The following is a 25449-nucleotide window of genomic DNA, read 5'->3' as shown; positions in this document are numbered from 1 at the left end:
TTCTGCTCCAGCTGTGCGACAAGGAGGATATCGGCAAATCGACAGGTCGGCCCCGTCAGGCTAAACAGGATGCCATGTTGACCATCCGCAAACGCGACGCAAGCGGCCCTGCCAAGGAGCCCGACCACCAGCCGCGCATCGCGATCGGCGAGGAGGGCGACGTTCTCGGCTGCGCTTTCTCGGGAACCTGGACGACACGTACCGTTGCCCTGGTCGATGCCGAGATGCGCAAGATCGAGAAGCGCGGCGGCTTCAAGACGCTGGCGCTCGACCTTTCACAAATCGAGAAGATGGACACTGCCGGGGCGTGGCTGATCGACCGCCTGGTCAGCAGCTTCGAAAAGAAGGGCGTCGAGATCACGATGCAGGGGCAAAGCGAGATTGCCTCCATCCTGCTCGGCGCCGTCGGTGATGCGGTCCGACGCGAGGCCGAATCAGGTCCGGCAAAGCCGCCCAACTTCATCATTCGCGGGCTCGAGGCGGTTGGCCGGCGCGTTTATGAGATGCGCGACGATTTCCTGGCCGCAATGAATATCCTCGGCGCCACGATACGCGGCTCTCAGATGAAGCTTGGCCGTGGCCATGGCGTCAACATGGCGGCGATCTTCAATCAAATCGATCGCATGGGTGTCGGCGCCATACCGGTAGTCGTGCTGATGTCGGCCATCGTCGGTGCGATCGTTGCCCAGCAAGGCGCTTATCAGCTCAGCTATTTCGGCGCCGACATCTTCGTCGTCGACCTGGTCGGGGTGCTGATCCTGCGCGAGCTCGGCGTGCTGATGACGGCGATCATGATCGCCGGCCGCTCCGGCAGCGCGATCACCGCCGAGATCGGCTCGATGAAGATGCGCGAGGAGGTCGATGCGCTGAAGGTGATCGGTCTTAATCCAATCGGCGTGCTGGTGTTTCCGCGGCTGGTCGCGCTGGTCGTCGCGCTGCCTTGCCTGACGATCATCGCCAACTTTGCCGCGCTGGGCGGCGGCATTTTGGCTGCATGGCTCTACTCCGATATTGCACCGGCAGCGTTCATCGACCGGCTGCGTGTCGCAATCGACCTCAGCACCATTTTTGCCGGCCTGATCAAGGCGCCCTTCATGGCCATGATCATCGGCATAATTGCCTCGGTCGAGGGCATGAAGGTTGGCGGCAGCGCCGAATCGCTTGGCCAGCATGTGACCGCCTCAGTGGTGAAGTCGATCTTCGTGGTTATTATCCTCGACGGGCTTTTCGCCATGTTCTATGCAGCGATCGAGTTCTGACATGGCGCTGCCGGGCACAAACACGACCAAGGTGGCGGCGAAAGCCAAAGAAGACGAGATCGTGCTGTCGGCGCACGATATCACGGTGTCGTTCGCCGACCAGGTTGTTCTCGACAAATTGTCGCTCGATATCTGGCGCGGGGAGATTCTCGGCTTCGTCGGTGCCTCCGGTGCCGGCAAATCTGTTCTCTTGCGCACCATCCTTGGCTTGACGCGCAAGCAATCGGGAACAATCAAACTGTTCGGCGTTGACGTCGAGAAGGCAACCGAAAGGGAGCGCCTTCGCATCGACATGCGGCTTGGCGTGCTGTTCCAGCATGGTGCGCTTTTTTCGGCGCTGACGGTCCTCGAAAACGTCCAGGTGCCGATGCGCGAATATCTCGATTTGCCGAAGAAGCTGATGGACGAACTTGCCATGCTCAAGGTCGAGCTGGTCGGATTGCCGCCGGATGCGGCGCAGAAATTCCCCTCCGAGCTCTCCGGCGGCATGATCAAGCGTGCTGCGCTGGCGCGCGCTCTGGCGCTCGACCCGGATATCGTCTTCCTCGACGAACCGACGTCCGGGCTCGATCCGATCAGCGCGGCTGAGTTCGACGAATTGGTCGTCAAGCTGCGCGATACGATGGATTTGACCGTGTATATGGTCACGCACGATCTCGACACGCTGTTTACGGCGTGCGACCGCGTGGCGGTGCTCGGCAACAAGAAAGTGCTGGTCGAGGGCACGATCGACGACATGCTCAGGAGCGAGGAACCCTGGGTAAAATCCTATTTCCGCGGAAAACGCGCCCGGCAACTTGATCTTGCGGCGCGCGCATAGCCATAAGTGAGCAATGGAAACCAGGGCCAACTACGTCATTGTCGGCATTTTCACGCTGGCCGCGATCCTCGCGGCTTTCGCTTTCGTCTATTGGACGGCGGCAATCGGCGAAAAGGGTGAGACGACGGTGCTGCGCGTGCGCATTCCAGGCTCCGCTTCGGGGCTCGGCCGTGGCAGCTTCGTGCTGTTCAATGGCGTCAAAGTCGGCGACGTGCGCCGTGTCTATATCGACGTCGACAATCCGACCGCTGCTATCGCCGACACCGAAATAGACCGGAATACGCCTATCACCAAGTCGACGCAGGCCGATATCGGGCTTGCCGGCCTCACCGGCCAGGCCAACATCGAGCTCAAGGGCGCCGACCCCAAAGAGCCAAAACTTCTCGACGAGGCGGAAAAGGAAGGCCGTGTCGCCGAGATCGTTGCCAACCCGTCGGCGGTCACCAACCTGCTGCAGACGGCGCAGAACATCTTCACCCGCGCCGACAAGGTCCTTTCGGAGCTCGAAGGCTTCACCAAGGATGTTCGCGGGCCGCTGACGCAGACCGTCAACAATGTCCAGACCTTCTCCGATGCACTGGCCAGGAATGCGGACGGCGTCGACAAGTTCCTGGCCAGCGTCAGCTCGCTGGCGGACGAACTGAAGGGTGTTTCGGGCAAGCTCGACGGCACCCTGAAGGCGGCGGAAGGGCTACTCAACGCCGTCGACAAGGACCAGATCAAGAGCATCGTCGCCAATGTCGACACGGTCACTTCCAACCTCAAGGAAACCAGCAAGCAGTTCGACGCGGTCATCAAGAACGTGGACACCGCGGTAGGCTCGATCAACGAGTTCGCCCAGAAGACGCAAGGCACGCTGGCCAAGGTCGACGGCGTTCTCGACGGCATCGATCCGGCTGAAGTTCGCACCGCGCTGGCCAATATCCAGAAGGCCAGCGAAAACGCCAATGAAGCTGCCGCCGACATCGCCAAGGTGACCAACAAGTTCGCCAACCGGGCCGACGACATCGACGAAACCATCAAAGACGCGCACCAGCTCGCAGGACGCCTCAACGATGCCTCGGTGCGAGTCGACGGTATCCTTGCCAAGGTCGACAAACTGCTCGGCTCCGGTCAGGCCGACGGCGTCATGGCCGATGCCAGGGCGACGCTCAAATCGTTCAAGCAGGTCGCCGACACGCTGAACGCCCGCCTCGGCACCATCACCGACAATCTGGCGCGGTTCTCGGGACAGGGGCTGCAAAACGTCGAATCGCTGGTCCAGGACAGCCGTCGTTCGATCAACCGCATCGAAGAGGCGGTGACCGACCTCAGCCGCAATCCACAGCGGATCCTGTCCGGCGGCGAGGGTGAGGTCCGGCAGTTCGACGGCAGGGTGCGCCGTTGACTTCGGCCTGCGCCCACCGCAAGAACATAGCTTGCGGATGCGCGTTGTTTCCACGATCCGGGGGGGATCGCGTTTGAAGTCGATCAGTTCAGGCAGCGTCAGATCGAGTGGGTTCAAGACCGGAGCGGCACTGCTGGCGCTTTCGCTCGCCGGCTGCGCGGCGCTGGGCGGCAAGCCGGCGCCGCTGGATACGTTTGAGCTTTCGGCGCCGTCGCTGGAAGCGCGTGCCCACAGCCGTCGCCAGATACTCATCGCTCAGCCATCGGCGCTCAAGGCGCTGGACAGCCAGAACATCGTCATTAAGCCATCGCCGCGATCGATCCAGTATCTCAAGGGCGCGCAATGGGCCGACCGGCTGCCGATGATCGTACAGGCGCGGCTGGCAGAGACGTTCCAGCGCTCGGGCAGCTTCACCGGCGTCGGCAAGCCAGGCGAGGGGCTGGCGATCGACTATCAGGTGATCGTCGAGATCCGCTCGTTCGAGGTGCGTGTCGACGGTGGCGAACATGCCGAGGTCGAGCTGTTTGTGCGCCTGTTGAACGATCGCAACGGTGAAGTGCGCGCTTCGAAGACGTTTAGCGCAATCGCGCCCGTTTCGGGCAATGGCAACCAGGCCTATGTCGGCGCGCTCGATGCCGCGTTCGGCGATGCGGCAGGGCAAATCGTCCGCTGGACGGACACCGTGATCTGACACAGCCGGAACTGCCGGCACGGCACTCTACAGCGCCAATGGAATTCAGTACGGCATGAAAAAGGCGGGAAATCCCGCCTTTTCGTTTGTTCTCTGTCGCCCGCTTAGTGCAGGCGGCCGCTGGCGTGGGCCAGCATGGTGTAGACCTTGCCGGTGTCCGACGTCAGGTAGGTCTGCGCCATGATGTTGTCGCGGTCGTTGCGCGACACGTCCTTGAGCAGCTTTTCGAAATCGTCGCAGTAACGATCGACAGCAGCGCGGAACTCCGCCTCTGACTGATATTTGCGGCGGATCTCGTCGAACGTCTGCTGGCCCTTCAGCGTGTAAAGTCGGCGTGTGAAGACGTCACGCTCGCCACGCCGGTAGCGGTTCCACAACTCGATCGACGCATCGTGATCGATGGCGCGTGCGATATCGACCGAGAGCGAGTTCAGCGATTCCACGACATGAAGCGGCGAACGCGCAGCGGGAGCCGGGCGCGGCGCTTCGGCAGGCGCTGCCGGCTTGGCGTCGTCTTCGCGTGATGCACCGGTCAGGAGGTCACGCACCCAACCGCCCTGCGGCGTGCGGCCGTTGGGGTCGCGCTGGCGCGGCGCTTGGTCTGCGGGACGTTCGAGGTCGAGCGTGCCGCGCAGCGCCGTCTCGCCCGAAGGCGCCTGCGGTGCACGGCGCTGTTCGGGAGCCGGAGCCGGGCGACGTGGCGGTTCGGCGGGGCGTGCGGCAGGCGCTTGCGGCGCCGGACGCAGGTTGCGCTGTTCCGAACTGTCGGCGCTGCGGCCAGATTTCGCAACGATTTCAGAAAGTTCCTTCAGCGCGTTGATCTGCTCTGAAACGGCACGGCGGATAGCCGTGGTTGATTCCTTTGCCTCTTCCGGCATCTCGATGACGCCTTTCTTAAGCTCGGCCCGGGTGAGGTCGAGCTCGCTCTTGATCGAGCCGGCGGTACGCCGCATCTCCTCGGTCGCATCGGCAAAGCGCTTGGTTGCCGAATCGACCACTTCGGAAATCGCGGTACGGATCTTGTCGGCGGATTCCAGCGTCTTGCCTTCGGCGTTCTGCAGCGTCTGGCCGACCAGATTCTCGAACGAGCGCATGACCCTTTCGAGATCTTCCGACTTCTTGACAAGGCCGACGGCAAGGTCCTCCAGCGACGATTGCCTTTCGAGTGTGTGCTCAAGATTGCTCTGGGCCGAGCTCAACAGGTCCGAGGCACTGGAAAGCAACCGGCTGTGCTCGTCGAACTTGGTGGCGATTGAAGCAACCTCGCGCAAGGTCGACGACGACAGCTCGGTGAGCCGCGTCGTGTTCGAATCGACCAGGCGCGCCGAGCTGGCGAAGGTCTGCGCGGTCTTTTCGGTAGTCGCTGCGAAGCTTTGCGTGCTGCCGGTCAGGCGTTCGTCGACCTGGCCGAGATTGGCCGCCGCCTGCTCGATCAACTGACCGAGCTGCGAGCTGGAGGTGGTCATGCGGCCGATGAGGTCGGCAACGCTGTCGGCAAGCGTCGAGCGCGCGCCTTCGACGGCCGACAGCGTTTCGGCCGTGCGGCTGGCGAGGGCGTCGACGAGGGCGGCGTTTTGAGTGCGCAGCTTCTCGGTCGCACGTTCGGTGACCTCTTCCATGCTCTTTTGCAGCTCGGAGCCGCCCTGGGCGAAGCGCTCGACCAGAGGCCGTGCCGTCTCGTCCAGGATTTTCGATATTTCGGCCGAACGTGCCGCAAGCATCGTATTGAGCTCGCGAGTATTGGCACCGATGGACTTTGCAGCGTCATTGGTGCTCTGGCCGATATGCTGGCCGACCGCGGTGAAGGTTTCGGCGATCGAGTTGGCGCGCGAGACCAACTGCGCCTCGGCATTCGAGACCTGTTCATTGAGCTTTTGGCCCATTGTCTCGGCGGAGTAGGCGAGGCGGTTCTCGACGCTGGCGACCTGCTCCTCGACGCGGGCCGCAGTGGCAGCAGCACTCGATGCCAGGCGTTCGTCGGCACCGGCAAGCAGTTGCTCGATTTCACGGGCATGGACGGCGAGTTCCTGGCCAGTCTGCCTGGCGCGTTCGGCAACCCGCTGCTCGGTGCTGGTGAAGGCACCGACAATGGTGTCGGCATGTTCGCCGATTGCGGTGCTGCTGTCGGCAATGCGGGACACCAGACGATGATCCGCCTCCTCGAAGATGCGGCCGATCTCGGACGCACGGGCCGAAAGTGCTTCGGAGCCTTCGGCAATGCGCGAAATAAGTTGCTGGTCGGCGGCATCGAAAATGCGGCCGAGATCCGACGCACGTGCCGCGAGAGCTTCGGCGGATTCGCCGATGCGCACGCCCAGCCGCTCGTCGGCTGTTTCGAAATTGCGCAGGATGTCGCCGGCACGTGCAGCCAGCGACTGGGCCGTTTCGATGGCGCGAGAGACCAGCCTGTGGTCCGCCACGTCGAAGGTGCCGGCAATCTCACTTGCTCTGGCTGCCAGCTGATCGGCCGTCTCCTGGGCACGCGCGAACAAGGTGTTCGACGTGTCGTCGGCGCGGGCAATCAGTGCGCTCGACGTATCCTCGGCGCGGGCGGCGAGGCGACGATCCGCCTCTTCAAAGGTGCGGGCGATGTCCTCCGCCCTGGCGAGCAGGGCGGCCGAGGTCTGCTCGGCGCGCTCGGCGATCTTGCGGTCGGCATCGCTGAATGCCGCGCCCGCCTGCTCATGCAGCGCGCTGGTAACTTCCATGACCTTCTCGCGCAGCGCGCCGGCGACGAAGACCGCGCTTCTTTCGAGCACACTGCGCACGTTGTCGACACCCGTCGACAGCGCCCGCTCCATTGTGCTGGCGCGCTCTTCAATGATGCCTGTCTGCCGGCTGAACGCCTGCTCGATCTTTTCTACGTCCGCAGCGATCGCATCGGAGATGTCGGTGCTCCTGGCGGCGATCTGGTCGATATGGCCGGACAGCGAACGGTCGACATCCTTGCGCGTTTCGGCGAGCCTGGAGAGATCGTCCTGCAATGCGCGGGTCAGCATGTCGCGGCCCTCGCTCAGCTTGCCGACATGACCGGCGACGATCTCGTCGACTTCGCTGCGGCTCATTGCAAGCCTCTCCAGATCGGCTTCCAACGCGCGCCTGAGGATGTCGCGGCCTTCCGCCAGTTTCTCAACCTGGCCGGCAACCAGCCCATCGATGCTCGAGCGGCTTTCCGCCAGCTTGGCGAGATCGTCCTCGAGCGCCTTCGACAGGGTCGAGCGGTCCTGGACGAGCTTCTCTGCGTGGGTTGCGACAAGGCTGTTCACGTTGCCGAGATCGGCTTCCAGCGCACGCGAAAACTGCGCGCGATTATCGGTCAATAGCTGCGACTGATCGGCGATGGCGCCCCTGATCGTGCTGAGATCGGCCTCCAAGGCGCGCTTGAGGATGTCGCGACCTTCGGCCAGCTTCTCGACCTGGCCGGAAACCAGTCCGTCGATGCTCGAGCGGCTTTCGGCCAGCTTGGTAAGATCGTCTTCCAGCGCGCGCTTGAGGATGTCGCGACCCTCGGCCAGCTTCTCGACCTGGCCTGCGACCAGCCCGTCGATGCTCGACCGGCTCTCTGCCAGCCTGGCAAGATCGTCCTCGAGCGCCTTTGACAGGGCCGAACGGTCCTCGGCGAGCTTGTTCATATGTTCGGAGACGACGCCCCGCACGGTCTCGAGATCGGTCTCTAGTGCCCGCGACAGCTGACCACGATCCTCGGCCAGCTTCTCGGATTGGCCGGCGATGACATCCTTGACAGTGCTCAGATCGGCTTCGAGCGCACGCTTGAGGATGTCGCGGCCCTCTGCAAGCTTTTCGACCTGGCCGGCAACCATCACATCGATGCTCGAGCGGCTTTCGGCCAACTTGACGAGATCGTCTTCGAGCGCCTTCGAAAGGGTCGAACGGTCTTCGGCGAGCTTGTCCATGTGATCGGAGACAACGCCCCGCACAGCCTCCAGGTCGCTCTCCAGTGCCCGCGACAACTGGCCACGGTCTTCCGCCAGCTTTTCAGACTGGCTGGCGATGACGCCCTTGATCGCGTTCAGGTCCGATTCAAGCGCGCGCTTGAGGATGTCGCGGCCTTCGGCCAGCTTCTCGACCTGGCCGGCAACCAGCCCATCGATGCTCGACCGGCTTTCGGCCAGCTTGGCAAGATCGTCTTCAAGCGTCTTCGAAAGCAGGCTGCGGTCATCGGCGAGCCTGCCAGAATGATCGGCGATCAGGCTCCTGATGTCGGACAGGTCGTTATCGAGTGACTGGGAAAGCCCGCTGCGGTCTTGCGCCAATTTCGCCGAATGAGCCTCGATGAGGCCATTGATGCCGGCGATGTCGGCTTCCAACGCACTGGCGAGTATGGCGCGACCCTCGGCGATCTTTTCGACTTGACCGGCGACGAGGCCGTCTATGCCGGCGCGACTCTCTGCCAGCTTGCCGAGGTCGGCCTCGAGCGCGCGCGAAAGGATGCTGCGGCCTTCGGCGAGCTTGCCGACGTGCCCGGCAACCATTTCATCAATTATCGTGCGGGCTTGCACGAGTTTTCCAGAGTCTTCGTTCAAGGCCTGGGCAAGCCTGTTGCGACCCTCTTCAAGGCTTTCGAGATGGCTGCCCAGCGAAGCGTCGATCGCTGCGCGCGATTCGTTGACCTTGCGCAGATCCTCTTCAAGGGCGCGCGAGATCAGGCCGCGGCCTTCGGCTAGCTTCTGCACCTGGTTAGCCACCGCTGCGTCGATTTCGGCGCGACCTTCGGCGAACTTCGCCAGATCGGCCTGCATTGCCGCCGCCATCCGGTCGCGGCTTTCGGAAAGCTTGCGGCTGTGGTTCTCGACGGCTTCCTCGATGCCGGCGCGAGCATCGGCAAGCCGCTCGATGTCCGTATCGAACGAACGCGATACGACATGGCGCGCCGCTTCCATGCGCCCGGCGAAATCGCCGGCGCGGGCTTCAAGCATGGTCGAGGTCGATGAAATGATGTCGGCCATGTCGGCGCCGATCTGGGTCTTGCCCTGATCGATCATCGCCGACAGCGTATCCTTGCTATCCTGGAATGTGTGGGCGATTTCGCGGGCGCGCTCGACCAGCGTCTCGTTGATTTGGCGTGCGCGAGCCTCCAGCGCGGCGTTGAGCTTCTGCGTGCCGGTGTCGAGCGCCTCGGCGCGGGTCTGGAACTCGCTGATCAGCGCCTGGCCACGTTCAGCAAGCGTCCGCTCGATGCCGTTGAGGCTGGCTTCGAATTCCGAATTGAGTGTGCGGGCGGCACCGCCGAGCAGCGACACCATGCCGCTCGTGCGGTCGTCGAGCAGGTCGGTCAGTGACCGCGTCAGGCCATCGGTGGTGTCCGTCAGCTTGGCGATCCGGGTGTCGAGCAGGCTGGCGAAGGCCTCGCCCGACGTCGACAGCCGATCGGTGATCGATTCGAGCCGGCCTTCCACCGAATCGAAGATCGACAACGAGCTTCCGTTGATCCTGTCGATCAGCGTATCGCCGGATTCGTTGATCGTCATCGACAGCTTGGTCGAGGCGTTGAGAATGCTGTCGCGAATGATATCGCTGGCGGCGTTGATCTCGTCTTTCAGTGTCTCGTGGGCGCCGGTGATCGAGGCGCGCACGCGCTCGGCATGGGTGACGACCGCTTCGCGCTCGCTGCCCAGCCCGTCGACCAGCGAGCGGATGCGGGACTCGTTCTCTGAATAGGAGCGCTCGATCTGGTTCACCTCGCTGTGGACCAGCGTTTCGAGCTCGACGGCACGCGCAAGCGTGCGTTCGATGCCTTCGCCCATGGCTGCCACCTCCCGGCGAACCGCTTGGCCGATCATCATGACGCGATCCTGGGCAAGATTTTCCGGCTCGGCCAGACGGAAGGCCACCTCGGTCATCGACTGCGCGGCAAGGCGCATCTCCTGAGCGCGGCGAATCATCACTGCGAATGCCCAGAACAGGATGACGGGCACGATTGCCGCGACCGCCAGGCCGATCAGCTCCGGACGGGCGAAAAACTGATCGAAGGTGCGGATGTTCCAGATGCCAGGTCCGAACAACAGGTTCGCAAGGCCGCCAGCGCCGGCGATCCAGGCCAGCGAAACGAAAGCCACGACCCAGTAGATCGTGTTCGAGGCGCGCCGATTGAGGGTGTGCAGGAGCGTCTTATAGTCTTTTTGACGATCGTCGTTGGCCGGCGAGAAAGCTGCCGGCTGCGAGCCATTGCGCGTTACGACAGGACGCAACTCAGCCGGCTTGGCCTTTGGCGCGGGTTTTGCGATCTGGCTTTGATTGGCGGCAGGTGCCGCGTTCTGGGTCTGGTCCGGGGCAGGCGCTTCGTTCTGGCTGCGACCTTCGCGCGCCAACTCGTCGGCGGCTTGCGATATTTGCGCTTCGAGATCTTCCATGGATGCAGCCATGTCGAAGTCGCCGCCGGCATCGCCGCTCAGATCGATATCAAGTGCCTTTTCAAGTTCCCTGGCTACGTCGCTGTCGAGCGTTCTTGTCGTCGTTGGTTTCTTCGCCATGCCTTCGCTACCCTGTACAAGCTGCCGCGGGACTTATGGTTCTGCTTATTGATTCTGCCTAGCGTGTCCCGCGCAGGAGGCTGAAAATGGACCTGTCGTATCGTAATGACACAGCCGGGTAAAGAAAACATGCATTCCGCCCGATACGTAAAACTTTAAATATAAGGTTAACACAGCCGTGATTCCGGCGCCGTTATCGCGACATTTTTCCGGGCCAATCATTAACCCGTTGTCCACCGGATACGCCTAGTTTTTGCGGCGGTCGAAGAACGGAGTCTCAAAGTGATACGTGGCGAAAACGGCATTGCCTTCTCGATGCCCGGCGGCGACGTGTCGGGGACAGCCGGGGCGCGGCCGATCGACCTGGCGCATCTTGCGCGCCAGACGATGGGCGATCGGAGCCTCGAGCAGGAGGTGCTGGCTCTGTTCGTGCAGCAGGCGCTGTCGGTGCGCGACAAGATCGTCGAAGCGGATGTCAGGCAGCGGCTGCTATTGGCACACGGGCTCAAAGGCTCGGCGCGCGGGGTCGGCGCCTTCGCCATTGCCGATTGCGCCAGCGCGATCGAATGCCGGCCCGAAGACGCCAGCACGCTGAAGCGGCTTGGCTCGCTGATCGAAGAAGTGCGCGACTTCGTCGCCGCCATCAGCCGATAGGACTTATCCCAAAGACGCCACGCACGGGCGCTTTCGCGCCGCAGTTGACTTGTCCGGCAGAGTGATTATGTCGGCTCAGACTCCCTTCAGGTGACAAATGACCAAGCTGACCTTCATCGCCCATGACGGCACGCATTTTGACGTGGATGCCGAAAACGGCTCGACCGTCATGGAAAATGCGATCCGCAATGCGGTGCCGGGAATAGAAGCGGAATGCGGCGGCGCCTGCGCCTGCGCGACCTGCCATGTTTATGTCGACGAAGCCTGGACGGCGGAGGTCGGCGAGCCGGAAGCCATGGAAGAGGACATGCTGGATTTCGCCTACGAGGTCCAGCCGAACTCGCGGCTGTCATGCCAGATCAAGGTGCGCGACGCCCTCGACGGGCTGGTCGTGCGCGTGCCGGCCCGCCAGGGCTGAAGCCGATTTTTGCGGCTGCCGCTTGGCAGCGGACCAATGGTCATGCAGTGTCGCGCCGTTTTCCCATAAAGGCGCATGCTTCATGACCGCTATCACCAAGACGGACGTACTCATTGTCGGGGCAGGGCCTGTCGGCCTGTTTGCCGTATTCGAGCTCGGCCTCTTCGACATGAAGTGCCATCTGATCGACATCCTCGACCGGCCCGGCGGGCAATGCGCCGAACTCTACCCGGAAAAGCCGATCTACGACATTCCGGCTTGGCCCTCGATCTCGGCGCAAGGCCTGGTCGACAAGCTGCTTGAGCAGATCGCGCCGTTCAAGCCCGAATTCACCTATAGCCGCATGGTTTCGAGCCTGGAAAGATTGGAGGACGGCAGCTTCCGCGTCATTACCGACGAAAACGAGGTGTTCGAAGCCAAAATTGTGGTGATTGCCGCCGGCGGCGGTTCGTTCCAGCCGAAGCGCCCGCCGATTCCAGGCATCGAACCCTATGAAGGCAAGAGCGTGTTCTACTCGGTGCGCCGGATGGAGGACTTTCGCGGCCACGACCTCGTCATCGTCGGCGGCGGCGATTCGGCGCTCGACTGGACGCTGAACCTGCAGCCGGTTGCCAAGAGCGTGACGCTGGTGCACCGGCGGCCCGAATTCCGTGCAGCGCCCGACAGCGTCAACAAGATGTATGCCATGCAGGAGATGAAGCAGCTGGAATTCCAGGTCGGACAGGTGACTGGCCTGACCGGCGCCGACGGCCAGCTCGCCTCCGCCACCATCAAGGGGCCGGAGGGCGATATCGAAGTGCCGTGTACGCGGATGCTGCCGTTCTTCGGCCTGACGATGAAGCTCGGCCCAATCGCCGAATGGGGCCTCAACCTCCACGAGAACCTGATCCCGGTCGACACCGAAAAATTCCAGACGTCGGTGCCCGGCATCTTCGCCGTCGGCGACATCAACTGGTACCCCGGCAAGCTGAAGCTGATCCTGTCGGGCTTCCACGAGGTCGCCTTGATGGCGCAAGCGGCCAAGCGCATCGTCAGCCCCGGCGAGCGCATCGTTTTTCAGTATACGACCTCGTCAACCAGTCTGCAGAAGAAGCTCGGCGTGATCGACTGAGCCTCGCCATATTTTCGTCGGGCCGGTCTACTCCGCCAGGGCTGGAGCCACAGCCTCGGCATGGCCGCGAAGCGTTTTCTCCGGCATCAGCCAGAGCGTGATGAGCGACAACAGCAAGATCGCGGCCGCGGCAAGAAAGATCATCACGAACGGCATGGCCGAGGCGATATGGCCGGCCGGCTGCGTGCCTTCGCTGGCCAGCGGCAGCCCGTAACCAAGGGCGACGGCACCGAGCATAGCGACGCCAAGCGCGCTGCCCAGCGAGCGCAGGAAGGTGAGAACGCCGGTCGCTACGCCAAGGTGCATGCGATCGACGGCGTTCTGGACCGAGACGGTGGCAACCGGAAAGGTCGTGCCTGTACCCAGGCCTACGCAGGTCGTCAACACCTCGACGAGCAAAAGTGAGGCATGCCCGGCGACCAGGCTGAGCACGCCGAGGCACAGGATCGAGAAAACAGTTCCGATCATGGCAATGCGCTTATAGTGGAAAAAGCGCGGGATCATTCGCGCGCTGAATGTCGCACCGGCCACCGTGCCGAGCATCAGCCCAAGCAACGCGGTGCCCGATTGACTGACCGACAGGCCGACGACCGATTGCAGGTAGACCGGCAGATAGACCGACAGGCCGACATTGGCGGCCTGCAGTAGGAACATCGACAATGTGCCGGCGAGAACGATCGGATTGCCGAGCACTTCGAGCGAGATCAGCGGTTCGGCCGCGCGCATGAGCCGCAGCGCGAACGCGCTCCAGAACACCGCCGAGCAGGCGAGCAGTCCAAGGATTTCAGGCGACAGCCACGGATACTCGCTGCCGCCCCAGTTCAAGGCAAGCAGCAGCAGCGAGGTGGCCGCGACCAGAAGCAGCGCGCCGAGGCCGTCGATGCGGTGATGTTTTGCGGCGATCGGCAGCTTCTTGAGCGGGTTGTTGATGATCGCCATGGCCAGCAGGCCGAGCGGAATGTTGATCCAGAAGATCAGCGACCAATGCAGATGTTCGGCGAAGGTGCCGCCGAGGAGCGGCCCCGCGATGCTGGCGACGGCCCATGTGCCCGAGATCCAGGCGGCGTATCGGGCCCGCTCGCGCGGCGGCACGAGGTCGCCGATCACGGTCTGCGTCAGGGCGAACAGGCCGCCGCCACCGGCGCCCTGGATCGCCCGGCCGACAACCAGGACCAGCATGTTAGGGGCCGTGGCGCTGACCAGCGAGCCGGCGAGAAAGATCAGGATTGCAGCATAGACGGTCGGCCGGCGACCATAAATATCGGAGATCTTGCCGTAGAGCGGCGCCACGGCGGTCGCGGTCAGAAGATAGCCGGTCACGATCCATGGCAGATATTCGGCATGCCCGAGCAGACGGGCCATCGTCGGCATCGCCGGCGCGACGATGGTCTGGTCGAGCGCCGCCAGCAGCATCGACAAAAGCACGCCGCCGATGATGGCGTTTTTCTCGGTTTCGGTCAGCGGCGCGCTGGTTTCCACCATCGTTTGCTTGTCGACAGCCTGGTCCATATCCGTTCATCCATTATGCCTGCGTGCACGTCCGCGACGGGCTGGGAAGCATCTAGGTACGCCGATTGGCGTTTGCCGGAGGCTGATCCCTGCGAACCTGGCATATGTCGTTCGCTATAGGCCGATTTCGACAGCGGCTCGAAAGTTTTCCGAAGCTGGCACTATGTTTCGGCAAAATTGGCTTTGTCCGACGACGCGGAGTTCAGCCGGGAGCGAGCCGGCCGTTCTCAATGCGCTCGATGCGATAGTGCAAAAGCCGCAGGATGCGGCTTTGGAAATTGGCGCTTTCGACGCGATCGAAGCGCATCTGGTCCTGGTCGTGTTTGGCAAGCATGGCCGCAGTGATTTTTGCGGCCTTGGCCTTTGCCAGTTCGCAGGTCTTTTCCGGGTAGCTCGCCTTCAAGGCGTCTTCTAGTTCGCGGCCGTGGTTCTTGGCAATCTCGACGTGGCGTTCCTCATGGCGCTTGATGTCGGCGGACAACGTATCCCAGAACAGCCTGACGCCGGCATCGGCTTTGCGCGGGCGGCGCCACTCAGGAAGGATGACCTTGACCTTGACGGTGACGACAGCGTCGGCAATCCAGCACGAGCCCGGCTTTTGCGCATAGCTGACGCGGGTGGTGAACGCCATCTGGGTAGCTCCCGGATGCCGCGACCCGGTGCTTTTCACCTGAGGCCCGAGTTTCGACAGCTGGGTCTCGATGTCGTCGAGCGTCCTGCCGCCGATCGGGAAATAACTATATGTCTTGACGAGAGTTGCAGCGCCGGCCGGGAATGCGGTCAGAGCGAGCATCAGGGCGCAGAGGAGGGATCGTTTCATCGTGTTGCCTCTTTCCCCACCTTGCTTTACCGCCGTCCTCGGCGCAACGGAATTGATCCCCCGCCACGCCGCGAGATCGAACATGGTTGATGGGCAATGATGACAGGGCGATGGCAATTGGCGCACGGACGCCATCTCGACCTTGGCGGCAAGGCCGTGGTCGTCGGCATCCTCAACATCACGCCGGACAGTTTTTCCGACGGCGGCCTGTTCGATGCGCCGGAAAAAGCAGTGGCTCAGGCGCGCCGCATGGTCGAGGAGGGGGCCTCCGTCATCGACATCGGCGGAGAATCGACACGTCCCGGGGCGTCTGCGGTCTCCGCAAAGGAAGAGCAGGCTCGCATATTGCCGGTCATCGAGGCGCTCGCGACGTCTGGCGGAACGCTGATCTCGGTCGATACCTATCGCGAGGATACGGCCCGGCTTGCCGTCCAAGCCGGCGCGCATATCGTCAATGACGTCTGGGGCCTGCAGCGCGAACCGGGCATTGCCCGGGTCGCGGCCGAAACCGGCGCTGGCCTTGTCGTCATGCACACTGGACGGGACCGGCAGAAACTGCCCGACGTGATTGCCGATCAGCTCTTCTTCCTCAGGAAGTCGCTGGAAATCGCGCGGCGGAGCGGTGTTGCCGACGACCATATCGTGCTCGATCCGGGCTTCGGCTTTGCCAAGGAGACGGCAGCGGAAAATCTTGACCTGATGGCACGGTTTTCCGAGCTTCATGCGCTGGGTTTTCCACTGATGGCCGGCACATCGCGAAAGCGCTTTATCGGCACCGTCACCGGCCGCGACGCAGCCGCAAGAGGCGCCGGGACCGCGGCCACCAGCGTTATCCTGAGGCTCAAAGGCGCGCATCTCTTTCGCGTCCACGATGTCGCAATCAACGTGGATGCGCTGGCCATCGCCGATGCTATGCTGGCACGTGAGATCGGGGAAAGCTGAGCCATGTATGTCATCCGCATGAAGAACTGCGCCTTCTTTGCCCGGCACGGTGTGCTGGACGAAGAAGAGACGCTCGGCCAGCGCTTTTATGTCGATGCGGCACTCACGGTGGATCCCGGGCAGGCGCTGGTCGAGGATTCCATCGAGGACACCGTCAATTACGGCATCGCCTTTGCGGTCATCGAGAAGATCATTACCGGCGAACGGCGCTTTCTGATCGAAGCGCTGGCGCTCGAAGTGGCGAGGGCGCTGACGGCGCGGTTTCCGCAGATCAAAAAGGCCGAAATCACCGTGCGCAAGCCGAACGCCCCGGTGCCGGGTGTGCTCGATCATGTCGAGGTGACCGTTGTCTGGCCAGAATAGTAACAACAACAACACCGTCTATCTCAGCCTTGGCGGCAATCTCGGCGATCCGGCGAAGTCGATGGCTGCGGCACTGGGCATTCTGGATGCCAACGAGAGAACGCGCGTCGTTGCCGTTTCGTCGCTCTACCGCACGCCCCCCTGGGGCAAGCTCGATCAGCCGGATTTCCTCAACGCGACGGCCGAAATCTCGACCGCGCTCGCGCCACGGGCTTTGCTCGACCTTTGCCTCGACGCCGAGCGAAAACTGAAGCGGGTGCGCGAGGAGCGCTGGGGTCCACGCCTGATCGATATCGACATTCTGGTGTTCGGCGACCGCATCATCCACGAGACCGGACTGGAGGTGCCGCATCCGCGCATGCTGGAGCGCGCCTTCGTGCTGGCGCCGCTGGCAGAAATTGCGCCGGAGCTTGTGGTCGACGGCAAGAGCGTATCGGAGCGGCTGGCCGCCGTCGACACATCGGGCATTGAACGGCTGCCGTCAGGCCGGGATTGGTGGAAAACCTGATGCTGCCGCCATCGGTGCCTGAAATCAGCCGGAGAACCCACCTCCGTCGAGGAACATTTGTTCGTCCGGTGTCGTCTCGCGGCCAAGCATCCTGTTTCGATGCGGAAAGCGGCCGAAGCGCTGGATGATGTCGCGATGCTCGATCGCATATTTCAGATAGATCGGGGCTTTGGCGGCGGTAAGCTCTGCCGATTTGAGCTGATCGGCGAGGTCCTCCGAATGCTCATAGGGCAGATAGAGAAAAACGCGGAGCTCTTCGTCGAGTGCCAGGTCATGGCCGGCAGCGATCGCTTTCCCGGCGAAATGCCGCGCCAGCGGGTCCGTGGCGTACATGTGGCCGGTGGCGCGAAAGCAGTTTCGCGGAAACTGGTCGAGCAGGATCATCAGTGCCAGCGACCCTTCGGCGTGTTCGGACCAGCCGTCGCATTCGCGGCGGGCGGCGGCAAAGTGCAGATCGAGAAACCGGGTGCGAAAGTCGGCATCAAAGGCGTCGTTCTTCTCGAACCACGCGTCCTCCCCGGCGTCGCGCCAGAATCTGGTGATGGAGACAGCGCGCTCGTCCAGTTCGTTCATCATTCGCGTCTTTCCAACGTTTAATCGGCCGGTTCGGATTTCTGCAGCACGCCGGCGGTCTCCTCGTTGAGCGCCTGGCCCACGCGCCGTGGCGTGCTGAGCGGCGTCGGGATGGGGGTGCCGATATTGCCTTTGAGGAAACGCCGCCCGGCGCGTATGCCTTCGGCCTGTTGAAGCTCGAAACGGGCAGCATCGCGGCGGCGGACGTCCTCGACTACCTCGGCGACCTCTTCCGGATCGACGCCGAGAGCTTCCAGTGTCGAGCCGCCGAAGACAAGCGCCGATTCGAACGTCTCGCGGAGCTGATAGTCGACGCCGGCACGAATGAGCTGCAACGCCGTGCCGCGGTCGAAAGCCCGCGCCAGCACCGTCAGCAACGGAAACTCCGCCTTGATGAGCTCGGCGATGCGCACGGCGGCATCGGGCTTGTCAACGCAGATCAGCACGGCGCGTGCGCGCCCGGCTCCCGCGGCACGCAGGATGTCCAGCCGCGTGCCGTCGCCGTAATAGACCTTGAAGCCGAAATCGGCCGCCGCCTGGATCATTTCGACCTCATTGTCGATGATCGATACGTCGATCCCGCGCAACAAAAGCGGCTGGCTGGCGATCTGGCCGAACCGGCCAAAGCCGATGATCAGCACGCTGCCGGTCAGGCCGTTGGCGACATCGACGCCTTCAAGCGACTGCTCGTCGCGCGGCGTCAGATACCGCAGGGCTATGATTGCCAACGGCGTCAGCACCATGGAAATGATGACGATGGCGGTTAGCATCGCATTGGCCTGGCTATCGATGATCCCGACTGCCGCTGCTGCGGAATAGAGGACGAAGGCGAATTCGCCGCCTTGCGCCATGAAGACCGCGCGCTCGAGCCCTTCCCGGTGGCCGGTTTTGAGAATGCGGGCGACGATATAGATGCCGATCGCCTTCATCATCATGTAGGCGACGACATAGATGGCAATGAGCTGCCAGTTGACGACGACCACATGCAGGTCGAGCGACATGCCGACGGCGAGGAAGAACAGTCCGAGCAGAATGCCGCGGAACGGTTCGATGTCGGCCTCCAGCTGGTGGCGGAAGGTCGATTCCGACAAAAGCACGCCGGCCAGGAAGGCGCCCATCGCCATCGACAGGCCGGAAAGCTGCATGGCGAGCGCCGATCCGAGAACGACCAGAAGGGCGGCTGCGGTCATCACCTCGCGGGCGCGCGCATCCGCCAGGATACGGAAGAACGGATTGAGCAGATAGCGTCCTGCAAGCACCAGCCCGACGATCGCGGCAAGGCCGATGCCGACCTCCGTCAACCGATCCGACAGGCTCATATCGGCGCCGCCCGGCGCGAGGAAGGCGATCAGCGCCAGCAGCGGCACGATGGCCAGGTCTTCCAAAAGCAGGACCGAAACGATGCGCTGGCCCTTGGGCGTGGCCAGTTCGCCGCGTTCTTCCAGCAATTGCATGACGATGGCCGTCGAGGTGAGCACGAAACCGGCGCCGGCGACGAAGGATTGCGCGATAGGAAAAGCTCCCGCCAGCCCGACGCCGGTCAGCAGGACCGCGCAGACGCCGACCTGCAGCGCGCCAAGCCCGAAAATCTCGCGGCGCATGCCCCATAGCCGTGACGGCTGCATCTCCAGCCCGATGATGAACAGAAACATGACGACGCCGAGTTCGGCGACATGAAGAATGGCTTCCGATTCGGAAAAGATGCGCAGCCCGAACGGACCGATCACGACGCCGGCCGTCAAATAGCCGAGGATGGAGCCAAGTCCGATGCGCCTGAAGATCGGCACCGCAACGACGCCGGCGGCGAGCAGCGCCACCACCTGGATCAGATCGCCGTTCGATGCCTCTGCCGCCATGCCTGCCGTTCCGCTCTCTTGCAACAAGCGGCCAAGATAGGGGCTTCGGGGCGGATCGAACAGTGCGAATCCGGCGTGTTGTGAAGGCGATATTGCAGGCGCACTGAACAGGATAATGGGCTCCCGCGCGTTGCTTGTTCCAGCAATCCGGCGCTAAGGACGCCCGGCTTCGGCCAGTGAAGGGCGAGCGACGATCAAGTCGCGGCCCTTTTTTGAGGAGATGACTGACATGAAGAAGTTCTTGCTGCTTGCCGTTGGCATCGCGGCACTTGCCGGTTCTGCCTGTTCGAAGGCGCCGGAGTGCACGACCGAGATGCTGACCAAGAAGGCCCAGGACATGACTGCGGCACTTCAGGCTGCGATTACCAAGAATCCGGCCAAGGCAGCCGACCTCGGGGCCAAGGTCCAGGCGGTCACAACCAAATATCAGAGCGGCACGACAGCGGCTGAGGCCTGCAAGGCCTATGACGAAGTGATTGCCGCGATCAAGGACTGAGCGCCCATTTGCAAATCAAAAGAGGGCGGCGCCGTTTGGCCGCCGCCCTTCTCACGCTGAAAGTCAGTTCGGAGTTATGGAGCCGACCTCGACTGCATCGATCCGCTTCAGCTTCATGCCGATGACCGGGACCAGCTGCTGGTCGACGCGCACGGCAACGGTCACCGTCATTGAATTGTCGTCGGGGACAAGCGCCTGCATAACGCCGCGCAACTGATTGCGATTGATGGTGAAAACCACCTTGTGCGCATCGACGACATTGCCGCCGATAATGTCGAGGCCGGAGCCGGCGGCCCCGCCCATAAAGCTGCCCTTGTAGCCCTGCCGGCCCTTGTGTTCGATCGTTGCCGACATCTGCTGAGTGAACATACCGACCCGGCAGCCGCCGTCGAGCGACATGCCGACCTTGCCGTCAGGCGTCGAGCCGATGAAGCTGCAGGTGAATTTCGTGCCTTTGTATTTGCCGGCAACGATTTCTCCGGGGCCGACCCATTTGCCTTCGACCGATCGAAAGAACTGCTTGTCCGGTTCCGCCGCCGAAGCGTTTCCGGCAATGCCGACGGTTGCGACAAGCGCGAGCGCCACGGGCAGCCCGCTGGACAGAATAACGCTTTTCATCGACGACACCCGGCAACAAAGAGACTGGTTTGGACGCTTCCGACCATGGACAAGATTGGTTAATGCTTTGTCACCCCAAGGCAATAGTCACGTTCCGGAAGCGGATGTTTCTTTTTCTTTCTTTGCTGCAAAGGAGGTCAGCGCGGAGAGGAAATCGCCCAATCCGGGCCGCCTGACCGCGTAAAAGGGCAGGGGCCTTGCGGTTTCCATCGCTGCAATGCCGATGCGCGCAGTCATCATGCCGTTGACGACGCCTTCGCCGAGCTTGGCCGAGAGCCGGGCGGCAAGGCCGTGGCCGACGATCTGCTGGACGAAACTGTCGCCGACGGCGATCGACCCGGTGACCGCGAGATGGGCCAGAACGCTGCGCGCCAGGCGAAAAAAGCCAAGCGTGCCGGGGCGGCCGCCATAAAGCTCCGACAGCCGGCGAATCAACCGGCCGGCTTCGAACACGACATAAGCGACGTCGACCAGCGCGCGGGGGCTGACCGCGGTCACCAGCGAGACGCGCTTCGCCGCTTCGAGGATCATCACCCTGGCGCGGGCATCGAGCGGGCCGAGTATCTCGGTCTCGGCCAGCCGCACCAGATTGCCGCCGTCAATGATCTCGCCGCGCAATTCGGCCAGCGAGCGCCTGCCGGCCGCGGTTTCAGGCTTGGCCGAGACAAAGACCGACAACTCGTCGACCACGGCGCGGGCGGCCTTCGGATCGTCACGGGCAATCGCATCGAGCGCCCGCTTCTGCAACTTTTCGACCTCGGCAAGGCGGGCAATCGCCATGAATTCGCGCACCAGGATGATCAGAAGCGCCAGGATGGCGATCGCGGCCATAGCGGCAGCCAGCCAGCCCAGCCACTCGGCGCGCTCGAACAGGTCGCGAATCAGCTGGTCGGTCCAGAGGCCGACGGCGAGCGAAACCAGAACGCCCAGCGCGCCGAAGAACAGGCTGCCAAGCGGCGAACGTTTTCGCGGCGCAATCGCCGGCGGCGGTTCGGCAGCGACGATATCAGGCTCGTCGAAGACGTCGATCTCCGCCGGTGTGACCACGGCAAGATCCGCCGTCACGGTACGCGGCTTTCGCGCCGGCGCGGCCTCGGACGCAGCATGGTGAGCCGTCGAATCTTCCTTCTGCTGGGGCTCCGGCTCTATGCGAAAGGCCGCCGGTCTGCGGGGCGCACTCATGCGAGATGATCTCCGATCAGGAACTGCAGCGCGCGGTCGAGCCTGATATGCGGCAGCGACAGCGTCACACCCTCGGCGGTGCGCTCGAGTTTCGGCGGGCGAAAGCGCACGAAGCGGATCGCGGGGTCGTCATTGTTCTGCCGGCGGGTCGATTCGGAAACGTCGAACACCGCATCAACTTTCTCCGGCAAGTCACCGGGAAATATGGCTGTTTCGGTCTTTCCGTCAAAGGTTTCGCCATCGATTTTTTCGCCGCGCAATGGCGTGCCGATAATGACCGGCAAAGTCTCGCGGCCCTGCTTGACCGTGCCTTCCCGGGTCGCGCGCATGGCAGCCATAGCGACGACGTCGACGTCGGCGCCGGTGAAATTCGCCCGCGCCACGGCTCGGTCGGCTAGCCGCCGCACGATCGCCTGCAGCCGGTCGTGGCTTTCGTGGTGCAGATGGTCGGCCTTGGTCGCGGCCACCAATATGCGGTCGATACGCCTCGAAAACAGGTCGGTCAGGAAGTTGCCCCGGCCGGGCCGGAAACAGGACAGGATTTCGGTGACCGCGCGCTCCAGATCGGCCATCGCACCGGGGCCGGCATTCAATGCCTGCAATGCGTCGATGAGCACGATCTGGCGGTCGAGACGCGTGATGTGTTCGCGAAAGAACGGTTTGACGACATGCGTCTTGTAAGCCTCGTAGCGCCGCTCCATCATAGCCTGCAGCGATCCCGAGCGGGCGCGCCGGCCGCCCAGATTCGGCAGCGGCGCGAAGGTGAGAGCGGGCGAGCCTTCAAGATCGCCGGGCATCAGGAAGCGGCCGGGCGGCAAGGTCGAAAGCGCCCGCTCGTCGAGTTTGCAGGCCTTGAGATAGGCCGCGAAGCTCTCAGCGAGACGGCGCGCCGTCATCTCGTCGGCCTCGGCGTTGGGGTCGACCGGATTGGAGAGCGCCCGCCATTCCCGCGAAAGGTCGACACGCACCGGCAACACGGCCATCTCGAAGGCCTCACGCGAAAAATCGGCGTAGGACTTGCCGAGCAGCGGCAGGTCGAGCAGCCATTCGCCGGGATAATCGACGATGTCGACCGACAATTTGCCGGCGGAAAACATGCGGCTCCAGCCAGAGGCCGATTCGTATTCGATGGTGAGCCTCAGTTCGGAAATCGCACGCGTCGAATCCGGCCAGACGCGATCGTCGACAAGAGCCGCGATGTGATCCTCGTACTGGAAGCGTGGTACCGCGTCGTCCGGCTGCTCTTCGAGAAAAGCCCGGGCGATGCGCCCCGATTTTTGTGCCTCAAACAGCGGCAAGCGTCCGCCATGGACCAGATTGTGCACAAGGGCCGAGATGAACACCGTCTTGCCGGCGCGGGACAGCCCGGTCACGCCAAGACGCAGTGACGGAGCGAAAAGCCCGGCAGCGCGGCCTGACAACGTATCCAAGGCAATCTTCGCCTCGTCGGTAAAAGTCGTCAGCGATGATGCCAAATCTGTTCTCGCGGGCCGGTCAGGATCCGATATAGGCTTTGATGCGCGGCTTTGAAATGGCCTCAGATATCGGCAGGCGTCAGGAAGGCTTCGAGATAGCCGGTGCCTGGCGCAGCCTCGGCAAGTCTGCCGTTGAACCGGACCACCGCAAGTGCGGAGGTCGGGAAGCCGTGGTTCAGCATGGCCCGCGCGGTCTCGTCGCCGTCGCCTGAGAGCGCCATGGCGAGATCCTCAATCATCGGATTGTGGCCGATGACGAGCAAGGCATCCAGCCCGCCATTCTGCCGGATGGCAGTGAGGTACGCGGCGGCATCGTCGCTGTAGAGGGTGTCACAGAACAGCACCCGGCCCGTGTCCGTCTGGCCAGCCAAGCTTTCCAGCGTCTGGCGGGCGCGCTTGGCGCTTGAGCAAAGGGTGAGGGCCGGTGCGCATTTGCGGGAACGCATCAGCACGCCCATCGCTTCGGCATCGGCGAAGCCGGATGGATCGAGCGGGCGATCGAAGTCAGCCACGCCAGGCAGCGCCCAGCCGGCCTTCGCATGCCTCAGCAGGTAAAGTCTGGTCACCGGATCCCCGTTGTGCCGGGCACCGAACCCGTCAGCACGCCGCAGGATTTGCCATCAGAAGAGCTCCGTGCGCAATGGCAAGCACCCCTCAAGCATAGCGAATCATGTACGGATTCGGTCGTATTCTTCGCAAAAAGGGCATCGCAGATGCTGGTTTGTCCGAGACTAACAATTGCGTGAAACTGTTGTCGATTGACCTTGTGCAGCTTTCGGTCCGCGAATATATAGGCGCCAAATTTGGGGTTTGTTGGGTGAGTCGAATGAACGACATCGTTACCGCCGATTACGTGCCCTCCGAAGACGAGCCGTTCATGAACGAGCGGCAGAAATCCTACTTTCGCATGAAGCTCGTCACCTGGAAGAACGACATCTTGCGCGAAGCGCGCGAAACTCTCGAAATCCTGCAGCAGGAAAACGCCAACCACCCCGACCTCGCCGATCGCGCCTCCTCCGAAACCGACCGCGCCATCGAACTTCGCGCCCGCGATCGCCAGCGAAAACTCATCTCCAAGATCGATTCGGCCCTCCAGCGCCTTGACGAAGGCACTTACGGTTATTGCGAGGAGACGGGCGAGCCGATCGCGCTGAAGCGGCTCGACGCGCGCCCGATCGCCACCTTGTCGATCGAGGCACAGGAGCGCCATGAGCGGCGCGAGAAGGTCTACCGCGACGACTGAGTCGGTGGGTAAACAGCAGCAGCGATAAGTGTTCACAATGGCCGGTTTTCCGGCCATTTTCATTGGCCGTTCGCTATCGGCCTATCTTTTCTGATTGGACAACTCGCCGAGGAGCTTCGTCATCTCGTCGTCGAGAGAGGGCGATGCCTTCGCCACCGGCTTGCTCGGCGTTTGGCTGAAGCGTGGCTCGTCGAGGGAAACCTCCAGCTCCTTCATCAGCGCATCGTCAATCGACTCGTGCTGTGCCGGCGGCTCGTATCTTGCCGGGGAGTCCTGTCTTGCCGGCGGCGGTGCATGTCGCGAGGCATTGGCGTTGACGGATCCATAACTTGGCAACGGTGTGACGTTCGATGCCGGTTTCGGCGCCGGCGCCGGCATTATTGCCGGGATTGTCGCCGTCTGGCGGGCTCGGACGGGCGTTGCGGCTGCACTTGCCGGCTGCGGCGGCGCTTGCCTCGCCGGCGCGGCTGTGGTCTGAGCCGACCTTGCTGCCGGCTGGTGGCTGTTGTCTCCGGTCAATGCCGGGCGGCGCAGCGCCGAGAGCCTGATGTCGCGCTCGACGACGACGTCGGTCGGGCCACCGATCAAAAGCAGGTGCTCGATATCGTCGCGGCGCACCAGCACCAGCCGACGGTGACTGTCGACCGCTGTGGCGTCCATGACGGCCAGCCGCGTCTTGCGGTTCCTGCCGCCGGCGACGAATGTTCCGAACGTCAGGCTGCGGACCAGCTTGATGATGAGAAGAATGATGAGCAGAAGGACAAGTACTGCAAACGTCCATAGGATTGCTGCGGCATAACCAGGACCCGCCACGCCATCCAGCCATTGCAGCATTGGTTCCCCCAAAATCGGCTTTCGAAGAGAGGCGACACTAGACTGTTGCGGCAGGCCACCGCAAGTTGCCTTTCACGCTTCGTGAACAGCTTGAAGCACCGGGAGCCGAACGGCGTCATTTTTAGCGGACATTTGCCGCCGGGCCTTTTCCCGACCCTGAGAATATGATTCAACCGACACCGGAATTCACGAGCAGGGG

Annotated in this window: 22 protein-coding genes; 12 read left to right on the top strand and 10 right to left on the bottom strand. The window is 62.8% G+C overall.

The window, feature by feature from the left end; genetic code table 11:
- Nucleotides 1-74 precede the first annotated feature (74 nt).
- The 4 genes from NKI52_RS09275 to NKI52_RS09260 are packed head-to-tail and all read left to right on the top strand — an operon-like array spanning nt 75 to nt 4157.
- The gene (locus tag NKI52_RS09275; protein ID WP_352619836.1) at nt 75-1259 is read left to right on the top strand and encodes an ABC transporter permease; all 1185 of its coding nucleotides are present in this window, start codon (nt 75-77) and stop codon (nt 1257-1259) included.
- Between the two features lies 1 nt (nt 1260).
- Complete coding sequence (locus NKI52_RS09270) at nt 1261-2079, top strand: ABC transporter ATP-binding protein (protein WP_352574968.1); 819 nt, start codon at nt 1261-1263, stop codon at nt 2077-2079.
- 13 nt (nt 2080-2092) lie between these two features.
- Nucleotides 2093-3466 carry an MlaD family protein gene (locus tag NKI52_RS09265; protein ID WP_352636782.1) on the top strand — a complete coding sequence of 458 codons (1374 nt, stop codon included), beginning with the start codon at nt 2093-2095 and terminating at the stop codon, nt 3464-3466.
- 37 nt (nt 3467-3503) lie between these two features.
- A complete protein-coding gene (locus NKI52_RS09260; protein WP_352502487.1) occupies nt 3504-4157 on the top strand; it encodes an ABC-type transport auxiliary lipoprotein family protein in 654 nt (217 codons plus the stop codon).
- A 104-nt stretch (nt 4158-4261) separates the two neighbouring features.
- Here NKI52_RS09260 and NKI52_RS09255 read toward each other — a convergent pair whose 3' ends face one another.
- Entirely contained in the window at nt 4262-10648 is a 6387-nt protein-coding gene (locus NKI52_RS09255) for an apolipoprotein A-IV repeat region-like domain-containing protein (RefSeq protein ID WP_352697730.1), read from the bottom strand.
- Nucleotides 10649-10933: 285 nt separating this feature from the next.
- Between NKI52_RS09255 and NKI52_RS09250 the strand changes: the two genes are divergently transcribed.
- From NKI52_RS09250 to NKI52_RS09240, 3 genes are all read left to right on the top strand, one after another.
- Nucleotides 10934-11302 (top strand): Hpt domain-containing protein, encoded by a 369-nt coding sequence (locus NKI52_RS09250; RefSeq protein WP_352593565.1) that lies wholly within the window; start codon nt 10934-10936, stop codon nt 11300-11302.
- A 97-nt stretch (nt 11303-11399) separates the two neighbouring features.
- On the top strand, nt 11400-11720 hold the full coding sequence (locus NKI52_RS09245) for a 2Fe-2S iron-sulfur cluster-binding protein (protein WP_023674833.1): 321 nt from the start codon (nt 11400-11402) through the stop codon (nt 11718-11720).
- A gap of 82 nt (nt 11721-11802) precedes the next feature.
- Complete coding sequence (locus NKI52_RS09240; RefSeq protein WP_352593543.1) at nt 11803-12831, top strand: NAD(P)/FAD-dependent oxidoreductase; 1029 nt, start codon at nt 11803-11805, stop codon at nt 12829-12831.
- Nucleotides 12832-12858: 27 nt separating this feature from the next.
- Here NKI52_RS09240 and NKI52_RS09235 read toward each other — a convergent pair whose 3' ends face one another.
- Both NKI52_RS09235 and NKI52_RS09230 read right to left on the bottom strand, forming a co-directional pair.
- Nucleotides 12859-14340: an MDR family MFS transporter gene (locus tag NKI52_RS09235; protein ID WP_352568757.1), complete on the bottom strand. Its 1482-nt coding sequence runs from the start codon at nt 14338-14340 to the stop codon at nt 12859-12861.
- Nucleotides 14341-14542: 202 nt separating this feature from the next.
- The gene (locus tag NKI52_RS09230; protein ID WP_023674836.1) at nt 14543-15160 is read right to left on the bottom strand and encodes a DUF922 domain-containing Zn-dependent protease; all 618 of its coding nucleotides are present in this window, start codon (nt 15158-15160) and stop codon (nt 14543-14545) included.
- Nucleotides 15161-15256: 96 nt separating this feature from the next.
- Here NKI52_RS09230 and folP point away from each other — a divergent pair, with 96 nt between their 5' ends.
- Genes folP through folK form a run of 3 tightly spaced genes read left to right on the top strand, consistent with a single transcriptional unit; the run spans nt 15257 to nt 16973 of the window.
- Entirely contained in the window at nt 15257-16102 is an 846-nt protein-coding gene (folP, locus tag NKI52_RS09225) for a dihydropteroate synthase (RefSeq protein WP_352568756.1), read from the top strand.
- A 3-nt stretch (nt 16103-16105) separates the two neighbouring features.
- Nucleotides 16106-16465 carry a dihydroneopterin aldolase gene (gene folB, locus NKI52_RS09220; protein WP_352568755.1) on the top strand — a complete coding sequence of 120 codons (360 nt, stop codon included), beginning with the start codon at nt 16106-16108 and terminating at the stop codon, nt 16463-16465.
- Complete coding sequence (gene folK, locus NKI52_RS09215) at nt 16449-16973, top strand: 2-amino-4-hydroxy-6-hydroxymethyldihydropteridine diphosphokinase (protein WP_352568754.1); 525 nt, start codon at nt 16449-16451, stop codon at nt 16971-16973. Before folB ends, folK begins: the two co-directional genes overlap by 17 nt.
- Nucleotides 16974-16997: 24 nt before the next feature.
- Here folK and NKI52_RS09210 read toward each other — a convergent pair whose 3' ends face one another.
- Together NKI52_RS09210 and NKI52_RS09205 are read right to left on the bottom strand one after the other, a co-directional pair.
- Nucleotides 16998-17549: a DUF924 family protein gene (locus NKI52_RS09210; protein WP_502894566.1), complete on the bottom strand. Its 552-nt coding sequence runs from the start codon at nt 17547-17549 to the stop codon at nt 16998-17000.
- 17 nt (nt 17550-17566) lie between these two features.
- On the bottom strand, nt 17567-19402 hold the full coding sequence (locus NKI52_RS09205; protein WP_352697728.1) for a monovalent cation:proton antiporter-2 (CPA2) family protein: 1836 nt from the start codon (nt 19400-19402) through the stop codon (nt 17567-17569).
- A gap of 229 nt (nt 19403-19631) precedes the next feature.
- Between NKI52_RS09205 and NKI52_RS09200 the strand changes: the two genes are divergently transcribed.
- Nucleotides 19632-19898: a hypothetical protein gene (locus NKI52_RS09200; protein WP_352697726.1), complete on the top strand. Its 267-nt coding sequence runs from the start codon at nt 19632-19634 to the stop codon at nt 19896-19898.
- 63 nt (nt 19899-19961) lie between these two features.
- On the opposite strand, the gene NKI52_RS09195 is transcribed toward NKI52_RS09200, so the two are convergent.
- The 4 genes from NKI52_RS09195 to NKI52_RS09180 all read right to left on the bottom strand — a co-directional run bounded on the left by NKI52_RS09195 (nt 19962) and on the right by NKI52_RS09180 (nt 23739).
- Entirely contained in the window at nt 19962-20516 is a 555-nt protein-coding gene (locus NKI52_RS09195; RefSeq protein WP_352697724.1) for a hypothetical protein, read from the bottom strand.
- Nucleotides 20517-20603: 87 nt separating this feature from the next.
- Nucleotides 20604-21698: a YcjF family protein gene (locus NKI52_RS09190; protein WP_352448741.1), complete on the bottom strand. Its 1095-nt coding sequence runs from the start codon at nt 21696-21698 to the stop codon at nt 20604-20606.
- Nucleotides 21695-23173 carry a YcjX family GTP-binding protein gene (locus tag NKI52_RS09185; RefSeq protein WP_352697722.1) on the bottom strand — a complete coding sequence of 493 codons (1479 nt, stop codon included), beginning with the start codon at nt 23171-23173 and terminating at the stop codon, nt 21695-21697. Before NKI52_RS09185 ends, NKI52_RS09190 begins: the two co-directional genes overlap by 4 nt.
- Nucleotides 23174-23235: 62 nt before the next feature.
- A complete protein-coding gene (locus NKI52_RS09180; protein ID WP_352697720.1) occupies nt 23236-23739 on the bottom strand; it encodes a SixA phosphatase family protein in 504 nt (167 codons plus the stop codon).
- A gap of 260 nt (nt 23740-23999) precedes the next feature.
- Here NKI52_RS09180 and dksA point away from each other — a divergent pair, with 260 nt between their 5' ends.
- On the top strand, nt 24000-24416 hold the full coding sequence (dksA, locus tag NKI52_RS09175) for an RNA polymerase-binding protein DksA (RefSeq protein ID WP_023674847.1): 417 nt from the start codon (nt 24000-24002) through the stop codon (nt 24414-24416).
- An 81-nt stretch (nt 24417-24497) separates the two neighbouring features.
- Here dksA and NKI52_RS09170 read toward each other — a convergent pair whose 3' ends face one another.
- Nucleotides 24498-25250: a hypothetical protein gene (locus NKI52_RS09170; protein WP_352697718.1), complete on the bottom strand. Its 753-nt coding sequence runs from the start codon at nt 25248-25250 to the stop codon at nt 24498-24500.
- Between the last annotated feature and the right edge of the window lie 199 nt (nt 25251-25449).

Origin of the sequence: Mesorhizobium sp. M0590 (genome assembly GCF_040320905.1) — a bacterium.
Taxonomy (GTDB): domain Bacteria; phylum Pseudomonadota; class Alphaproteobacteria; order Rhizobiales; family Rhizobiaceae; genus Mesorhizobium.
This window is presented reverse-complemented; position numbering and strand designations above follow the sequence as displayed.